Here is a 7,521-nt window from a genome sequence, read left to right as displayed (position 1 = left end):
ACCGCGCCCTTATCGCGGGCAAGCACCGCTCCCACAGGGGCGCATTGAACTCAGAGAGTTGCGGTCTTAGTATCAAAGTCCCGAAAGGCCAAGCGCCTGATCTATCCCGTCCAGCGCATCCGCCAGTGCCTTGGCTTTGCTGGCGATCAACTTGCGTTGTTCTGCATCCACCTGGTCGTAAGAGCGCATGCCGGTGCCGGTGCTCAGGCCGTTCAATTCGGTGTCCAGCGCAGCGGCGGCGGCATCGATCTGCTCCAGCAGCGACTTGGCACTTTTTGCCAGCATCGGGCGCAGCAACTCGATGACCTTGCGGGTGCCTTCCAGGTTGGCAACGAAGCCGTTCAAATCGCTGTGGCTGTAGCGTTCCTCTTCGCCGTTGCTGCGGATTTCGGCGAGGCTGCGCATGTTGCGGGCGATGACGCTGGCCAGTTGTTCGGGGGCCATGTTCTGCGCTAGCAACTGCTGCTTGAGCGTGGTGACGTCGGTTTGCAGACGCTGCGCCACCGGGAGCAGGCCTTCAACGCTGTGCTGGTCGAACAGTCCATATTCAAGACGATGGAAGCCGCTGAATCCTGGGTCCTGCTCGCGTTTTTCGTAGTAGTCGGCGCGGGCGTTGATGGCGTTGTCCAGTTCTGCAAGGCGTTGCGCTGCCGGAGCAATACGCTGATAGGCCGCGCGGGCTGGAAGGTAAGCCGCCTGGGCGGCGCTCAAGTCGCCCGCCGCAATAGCATCCTGCAGTGCATTCACCGCTTTGATCAGCGCCGAACCCTGGGTGCTCAGGTAAACCCGGTACTCCGACAGCGGCCCGATGAAGGCAACCATCGAAGGGCGCGCCTTGGCATTGGCGTCCGACTCGGCGGTCGGCGTCACGTGTAGGGTGCCGCGCGGATTGCTCAACAGTCCGCAGGTGATCGCGTAGTCGCCGGGTTGCAGGTTGGCATTGATCACCTGACTCAAACCTGGCGCAATGTTTTCCCGTTCTTCAATCACCAGCACGCCATCGAGAATCTCCCATTCAACGGCCCGCTCGGAACGGTTGACGATACGGAAGGCGTTCTTGCCCGCTGGCACAGTTAGCGCATTGGGCTCACAGGCATGGGCATGAATGGTGACCACGGTCTCGGCGCTGTTGTTGGCGGCGCGCTTTTTGGTCGCGCTTTGCGAGGCGTAATAAAACAGCCCGCCCGCAGCGATCATGAGCACCACGGAACCGGCGACAGCCAATTTCAAGGCGCGAGGTGGCTTGGCTTTATCTGAAAGCCCTGTAGGACGATTCGACATGGATTGCCTTATTCGTTTGTAGCGGAAGAGGGATGCGAATGCGCCGGTCGGGTGGGCAAATTCACCACCCGAGCGTGGGGCATAAAAAACAGCACCAGCGCGAAGATCAGATAAATCAGGTAAGCGCTGAGGGTGCTGATAGTCGGCGCGTCCTGATAACCGAACATGCCCGCCAGTACCGAGCCTGTTGGGCCATCCATCGGCAACGTTGCGCTGATATCGAAGACCACGGTTTGCAAGTGGTTCCAGACCCCGGCTTCATGCAGCGCCTGCACCGAGTTGGCGAGAATCCCGGCCGCCACCACGAGGATGAACAGCCCGGTCCAGCGGAAGAACAGGCTCAGGTTCAAACGCATGCTGCCGCTGTAGATGGCGAAACCGATCACCACTGCGAGGATCAGGCCGAGCAGGGCACCCAGTGGTGCGCTGGCTCCCTCACTCTGCTGGAAGACGGCAAGCAGGAAAAACACGGTTTCCAGCCCTTCGCGGGCCACGGCAAAGAACACCATGGCAATCAACGCGTAGGTCTGGTTTTTCGAACCCGCGAGGGCGGCGTCGAGAGATTCATGCAGAGCGTGCTTGATCGAACGCGCCACTTTGCGCATCCAGAACACCATGGAGCTGAGGATCACCACAGCCACGAGGCCGACGACGCCTTCGAACAATTCCTGCTGCTTCTGCGGGAATTCGGCACTGACCAGTTCCAGTCCGCCGCCGACAAACAGCGCCAGGGCGACGGCCAGGAATACGCCAATCCACACGGCGGGCATCCACTCGCCACGGCCGGTCTGCTTCAGGTAACTGGCAATGATGCCAACGATAAGCGCGGCTTCAATCCCTTCGCGCAGCATGATCAAAAAAGGAACGAGCATGTTTCACCAGGGTTAATGCATTAGGCTGATCTGCTTCAGGGCGATAAAAGACACACGCCTGAAACAATGCGTAACATAATGATACTCATTATTGAATGCGCATAGTTGTTTTTTCGCGCTGGATCGTATTTGGATTTTTTATTCAGGTGGGGTTCAGGTGGGCAGAGATGCCTGTAGGAGCTGCCGAAGGCTGCGAATCGGTGTGTCAGGTAAAATCAATCGCAGCCTTCGGCAGCTCCTACAGGGATAGAGTGGTTATTTCAGTTCCCGCAAAATCTCATGCGCCAACTTCACCCGCGCTTCATTGGGGTAGTTCTTGTTGGCGAGAATCACGATGCCGACTTTCTTCTCCGGAACAAATGCCACATAGCCGCCGTAGCCAGTGGTAGATCCGGTCTTGTTGATCCAGGCATTTTGCTGCGGTTCGAGCGGCGGATTGATCGGGCTGGCAGGCTGGGTTTCGAAAGCCATCTTGTACGAGTTGCCCTCCTGCAGCGTCTCAACAGTGACCGGGTAGGGGTACTGCTCCCAGATCAGGTCCTGAGTCATTTTCCCCACTTTGAAATAACCCACATGCGTATCAGTAATCGCCTTGGCTAACGCACTGTCTGCCTTGCCAGCGTTGATGTTCAGCTCAACGAAACGCAATAAATCCTTGCTGCTGGATTTCATCCCGTAGGCTTCATTACCGAGCACACCGCCCTGCAACCGGACCGGCGCATCCTGTTTGTTATAGCCCTGCGCGTACAAACGCATCTTGTCGGCAGGCACATTCAGATAGCTGTTGGTCAGTCCGAGTTTTGGAAACAGTTGCTGTTCCATTGCCTGCTCGAACGGGGTGTTCATTGCCTTGGCGGTGATCATCCCCAGCATGCCGATGCTCGGGTTGGCGTAGGTGCGTTTGCTGCCTGCCGGGTATTGCGGTTGCCAGGCCTGCAAGTACGTCATCAGTTGCTCGTTGTTCTGCACCTCGTTGGGCACCTGGAGGGGAAAGCCGCCTGCCGTATGAGTGGCCAGATTGATCAGGCTAACGTTGCCGAAAGCACTACCCTTGAGTTGCGGCAGGTATTTGCCCGGATGATCGCCAAGTGATAATTGGCCGTTGGCCTGGGCGTACGTCGCCAAGGTCGCCGTGAAGGTTTTACTGATTGAGCCGAGCTCGAACAGCGTGTCATTGCTGACAGCCTGGGCTGTTTCTCTTGAAGCAACGCCATAGTTGTAGAACTGCTGTTGCCCATTGGACGTTACGGCGATGCTCATGCCGGGAATGTTGTATTGCTGCATGACCTGCGAGGCGGCGTCGCGCACTTTGGCATCAAATTCCGGCTCAGCCTGGGCAGCCCCTGCCAGGTGAGTGAACGAGAGGCTGCACGCGAAGAGCAACGATTGAGTGATCAGACGCATTATAGATTCCCTGGATTCCATTCAGAGCGCGGAAAGTATTCGCTTGGACGGCGCGCTCTCAATAAACGTTCTGTCTCAAGGTGTTTCTCAAAAGCTCAATAAGCTGCCGTGCCGCCCTTGCCAGCGAAGAACCATAAACGGAGTGCCTGACCGAACGAGTCGACTTCGCGGGCAAGCCTCGCTCCAACAGAGTTTTTATTAAGCCACCCTCACCCATGCTGCACATCGGTCCGCTTGAGCAACTGCTTGCAACGATTCGACAAATGCACCACGCGCAGGTGCTTGCCTGCCTTGGTGTAGCGCTCGCGCAAAGTCTGCAAAGCCGACACCGCCGAGTAATCGACAAAGCTCAGGTGGCGGCAATCCAGAGTGACCTGGGCAGGGTCTTCAGCCGTGTCGAACTGGTTGAGAAAGCGTGTCGTGGAGGCAAAGAATAGCGTGCCGTGCAGGGTGTACACCTTGCTGCCGTCAGCCTCCAGATGCGTATCCGCGTATAACTCCCGCGCCTGTTGCCAGGCAAAGTTGAGCGCCGCGATCACGATGCCGAACATCACCGCCGTGGCCAGATCGGTCAATACCGTCACCACGGTCACGGCGATGATCGCCAGCACGTCGTTGACCGGAACTTTGTGCAGCACGCGCAACGACGCCCAGGCGAAGGTCTGCTGGGCCACCACGAACATCACCCCGACCAGCGCGGCCAGCGGGATTTCTTCGATCAGCGGCGACAAAAACAATACGAACATCAGGATCATCAACCCCGCGACCACGCCGGACAAACGACCCCGGCCACCGGAGCTGAGATTGATCACAGTCTGGCCGATCATCGCGCAACCGCCCATGCCTCCGCACACGCCTGAAGCCATGTTGGCCACGCCCAGCGCCACGCATTCACGGTCAGGGAAGCCACGGCTCTCGGTGATTTCATCGGTCAGGTTGAGGGTCAGCAGGGTTTCCAACAGACCCACCAGCGCCATCAGAATCGCGTAAGGCGCGATGATGCGCAGGGTTTCCAGATCCCACTGCACTTCCGGCAAGGCCAGGCTCGGCAGGCCGCCGGCGATATGCGCCATGTCGCCCAGGGTATGGGTCGGAAGATCAAGCAGGTAGACCAGCAGACCGACGCCCAGAATCGCGATCAGCGCAGGCGGTATCGCCTTGGTCAGGCGTGGCAGCAGGTAGACGATGGCCATGGTCAGCGCCACCAGACCGATCATCAGGTACAACGGTTTTCCAGTCAGCCAGGCGTCGCCCACCTTGAAGTGTTCGAGCTGAGCCATGGCGATCACGATTGCCAGGCCGTTGACGAATCCGAGCATCACCGAATACGGCACCATCCGTACCAGCTTGCCCAGGCGCAGCACGCCAAACAGGATCATGATCAATCCGCCCAGCAGTACCGTCGCCAGCAAATACTGCACGCCGTGCTGCACCACCAGCGCGACAATCACCACCGCCATGGAACCTGCCGCGCCGGAAATCATCCCCGGTCGCCCACCGAACAGTGCGGTCAGGGTGCAGATGATGAACGCGCCATAAAGGCCCATCAGCGGGTTGAGGTGGGCAACCAAAGCAAAGGCGATGCACTCGGGCACCAGAGCGAAGGATGTGGTGAGTCCGGCCAGAACATCGGCGCGTATACGGGCTGGTTTCATGAGTTACCTGAAGGGGGAATGCCGGAAAGCAAAAAGAGGGGATGTTACTGAATGTGGCTGGTGGGTGCTAACGAATGCGACAGAAAACTTGTAGGAGCTGCCGAAGGCTGCGAACCGCGGTGTGTCAGATATGACGCTTTCGCAGCCTTCGGCAGCTCCTACAGGTTGTGTCAGCGTTCGTATATGCTTTGCACCCCCTCCCTCAACCGAGCGATGCACCACCCATGAATGTCGTGTCCCCTTTGCAGGCCTATGAGCGGGCCGTCGAGCAGTTGGGCTTCCAGCCGGACGCTGCGCAGTTGCAGGCGGTTCAGCAGTTGCAGGCCTGTTTTCAGGCACTGAACGACAACCCGAAAACGGCTCAGGGCGTATACCTGTGGGGGCCGGTGGGGCGGGGTAAAACCTGGTTGATGGATCGTTTTTTCGAAAGCCTCAGCGTTCCGGCCCGGCGTCAGCATTTCCATCACTTCATGCGCTGGGTTCACAAGCGCATGTTCGAACTGATCGGCACCTCCAACCCGCTGAAAGTAGTAGCTCAGGAGCTGGGGCGTGATGTTCGGGTGATGTGTTTTGACGAGTTATTTGTCACTGACATCGGCGACGCGGTGATCCTCGGCGGTTTGCTGCAAGCGATGTTCGAAGCAGGCGTGGTGCTGGTCTGCACCTCCAACCAGCCACCCGAGCAGTTGTACAGCCATGGTCATAACCGCGAGCGATTCCTGCCCGCTATTGCAGCGATTCAGCGTTACATGCAGGTCGTCACGGTGGATGGCGGCGAAGACCATCGCCTGCATCCGGGGCTGCTGCATCAGCGGTATTTCGTTACCACGCCCGGGCAAAGCAGCGCGCTGGCACCTGTATTGGAAACGCTCAGAGGTAATGAAGCCGTGTCCAGTGGCGCAGTGCCCGTGGGCCATCGCAGCATCAACAGCATTCAGCACAGCGACTCCGTGTTGTGGTGCCGCTATGGCGACTTGTGTGAGCAGCCGCTGGCCGCCATGGACTTCATCGAGCTGTGCGACCGCTTCTCGACGATATTGCTCAGTGAAGTTCCGGCCCTCAGTGCGCCACAGCGCGAAGCGAAAATTGCCCGTGGCACTGAGGATGCAGTCGAGCAAGTGGTCGCCGGTGATCGCGAACTGCCGCAGCTGTCGCCCCACGATGACGGAGTCCGACGTTTCATCGCGTTGGTCGACGAATGCTACGACCGTCGCGTGCCTTTATATGTCGAGGCGGCAGTGCCCATGCACGAGCTCTACACCCAGGGTTATCTGTCGTTCGCGTTTCGTCGCACCCTGAGCCGTTTGCAGGAAATGCAACTGGAGCGCTTTATCCAGTAATCAGGTCCGACGCTGCGCCAGTACGTGTTTGCAGCCTTCGAAAATCAGCACCAGCACCGCCAGCCAGATCGGAATGTAGGTCATCCATTCGTCGCGGCCGATGCTCTCGCCCAACAGCAATGCTACGCCGACCAGCAACACCGGCTCAACATAACTGAGCAGGCCAAACAGGCTGAATGGCAGCAGGCGGCTGGCGACGATATAGCTGACCAGTGCCGAGGCGCTGATCAGACCCAGCACTGGAATCAGCAGATACAGCATCGGGAATTGTTCAACTACGGATGCATCGCCGTTGACGATGAACCAGACGCTGATGGGCAGCATGAAGGCCATGTCGAACCACAAACCGCCCAGGTTATCGGTGGCCAATTTACGGCGCAGCACGAAGTACAGTGGATAGCCGACTGCTACCAGCAAGGTTTCCCAGGCGAAACTGCCATGATTGAGCAACTCGTTGGCGACACCCACCATGGCGCAGAAGGCGGCGATTTTCTGTAACCGCGACAGCCGCTCGCCATAGACGATGCGCCCGGTGACGACCATCGTCAGTGGTAGCAGGAAATAACCCATGGACACTTGCAGGCTGCGGCCATGCAGGGGCGCCCACATGAACACCAGCAACTGCGCGCCCAACAGCAGTGAGCACAAAGCGATACCAATCAGCAGTGCCGGTTGCTGGCGGATACGTCCGGCGATCTTTCTGACCAGATGCCAGTCGCCACTGAACAACAGAAAGACGGTCACACACGGCACCGTCAGCAACATCCGCCAGCCGAAGATCTCTTCCCCACCCAGCGGCTTGAGCAGCGACGTATAGAAATACATCACCCCAAACAGCACTGAAGCCAGGACCGACAGCACCACACCTTTATACACAGCAGCCTCTTCACGTCGCGGGCAATTGCAGGGCGGCCCGGTTCAAAATGGTGCGTAGTTTAGCTGCTTTGCGAATTTATGAGTTGACCCAAA

General features: G+C 58.4%; 6 protein-coding genes. 1 reads left to right on the top strand and 5 read right to left on the bottom strand.

Going from position 1 to position 7,521, the window contains the following annotated elements; all coding sequences use genetic code 11:
• Nucleotides 1–72 precede the first annotated feature (72 nt).
• The 4 genes from efeO to H8S59_RS25050 form a co-directional block, all read right to left on the bottom strand.
• Nucleotides 73–1,281 carry an iron uptake system protein EfeO gene (efeO, locus tag H8S59_RS25065; protein WP_187523174.1) on the bottom strand — a complete coding sequence of 403 codons (1,209 nt, stop codon included), beginning with the start codon at nucleotides 1,279–1,281 and terminating at the stop codon, nucleotides 73–75.
• An 8-nt stretch (nucleotides 1,282–1,289) separates the two neighbouring features.
• Nucleotides 1,290–2,153: an iron uptake transporter permease EfeU gene (gene efeU, locus H8S59_RS25060; protein WP_095099409.1), complete on the bottom strand. Its 864-nt coding sequence runs from the start codon at nucleotides 2,151–2,153 to the stop codon at nucleotides 1,290–1,292.
• A 255-nt stretch (nucleotides 2,154–2,408) separates the two neighbouring features.
• The gene (ampC, locus tag H8S59_RS25055) at nucleotides 2,409–3,557 is read right to left on the bottom strand and encodes a class C beta-lactamase (protein ID WP_187523173.1); all 1,149 of its coding nucleotides are present in this window, start codon (nucleotides 3,555–3,557) and stop codon (nucleotides 2,409–2,411) included.
• A 209-nt stretch (nucleotides 3,558–3,766) separates the two neighbouring features.
• Nucleotides 3,767–5,212, bottom strand: coding sequence for a SulP family inorganic anion transporter (locus H8S59_RS25050; protein ID WP_187523172.1), 1,446 nt, complete (start codon nucleotides 5,210–5,212; stop codon nucleotides 3,767–3,769).
• Between the two features lie 224 nt (nucleotides 5,213–5,436).
• Here H8S59_RS25050 and zapE point away from each other — a divergent pair, with 224 nt between their 5' ends.
• Nucleotides 5,437–6,552: a cell division protein ZapE gene (zapE, locus tag H8S59_RS25045; protein WP_187523171.1), complete on the top strand. Its 1,116-nt coding sequence runs from the start codon at nucleotides 5,437–5,439 to the stop codon at nucleotides 6,550–6,552.
• Here the strand turns inward: zapE and rarD are convergent, their stop codons facing one another.
• Nucleotides 6,553–7,428: an EamA family transporter RarD gene (rarD, locus tag H8S59_RS25040; protein ID WP_187523170.1), complete on the bottom strand. Its 876-nt coding sequence runs from the start codon at nucleotides 7,426–7,428 to the stop codon at nucleotides 6,553–6,555. It lies immediately after the preceding gene.
• Between the last annotated feature and the right edge of the window lie 93 nt (nucleotides 7,429–7,521).

The organism is Pseudomonas folii (assembly GCF_014357575.1).
Lineage (GTDB): Bacteria > Pseudomonadota > Gammaproteobacteria > Pseudomonadales > Pseudomonadaceae > Aquipseudomonas > Aquipseudomonas folii.
This window is presented reverse-complemented; position numbering and strand designations above follow the sequence as displayed.

Coding starts and splice junctions, on each gene's coding strand:
- zapE (WP_187523171.1), top strand. CDS start 5,437: ATGAATGTCGTGTCCCCTTTGCAGGCCTATGAGCGGGCCGTCGAGCAG.
- H8S59_RS25050 (WP_187523172.1), bottom strand. CDS start 5,212: ATGAAACCAGCCCGTATACGCGCCGATGTTCTGGCCGGACTCACCACA.
- efeO (WP_187523174.1), bottom strand. CDS start 1,281: ATGTCGAATCGTCCTACAGGGCTTTCAGATAAAGCCAAGCCACCTCGC.
- efeU (WP_095099409.1), bottom strand. CDS start 2,153: ATGCTCGTTCCTTTTTTGATCATGCTGCGCGAAGGGATTGAAGCCGCG.
- ampC (WP_187523173.1), bottom strand. CDS start 3,557: ATGCGTCTGATCACTCAATCGTTGCTCTTCGCGTGCAGCCTCTCGTTC.